This is a genomic window from Actinokineospora sp. NBRC 105648 (assembly GCF_030269645.1).
Lineage (GTDB): Bacteria > Actinomycetota > Actinomycetes > Mycobacteriales > Pseudonocardiaceae > Actinokineospora.
In genome coordinates this window covers 1-306 of the sequence record NZ_BSTR01000138.1, presented here as the reverse complement: position 1 = coordinate 306, position 306 = coordinate 1, and the positions used below count along the sequence as shown (strand labels likewise).

Sequence of the window (306 nt, the reverse complement as noted above, 5' to 3'; positions counted from 1 at the left end):
ACGGAAAGGTGTTGCGGGGCGCGTGGACTGACGAGAACGATCAGTTCACGTTGTTCTCCGCGATGGTCCATCGCGAAGGCGTCACGATCGCCCAGGTGCAGGTTCCGGCCGACACCAACGAGATCACACAGGTCAGGGCACTGCTGGCGGGTGTGCCCGCACGGGGCACGGAACGGGTAGTGGTCACGATGGACGCCGCGCACACCCAGCGAGACACCGCCGAGTATCTCGCCGGCGAACGCGGGTTCGACTATGTCGCAACGTGTAAGGGAAACCAGCCCGCGTTGCTGAAATCGGTATTCATGA

The 306-nt window shown here is 62.7% G+C and carries 1 protein-coding gene; it reads left to right on the top strand.

Annotation, left to right across the window (positions count from 1 at the left end; translation table 11 throughout):
• Nucleotides 1–306: transposase (locus QSK30_RS36675; protein WP_285510013.1), on the top strand; the 306-nt coding region annotated here is incomplete at both ends.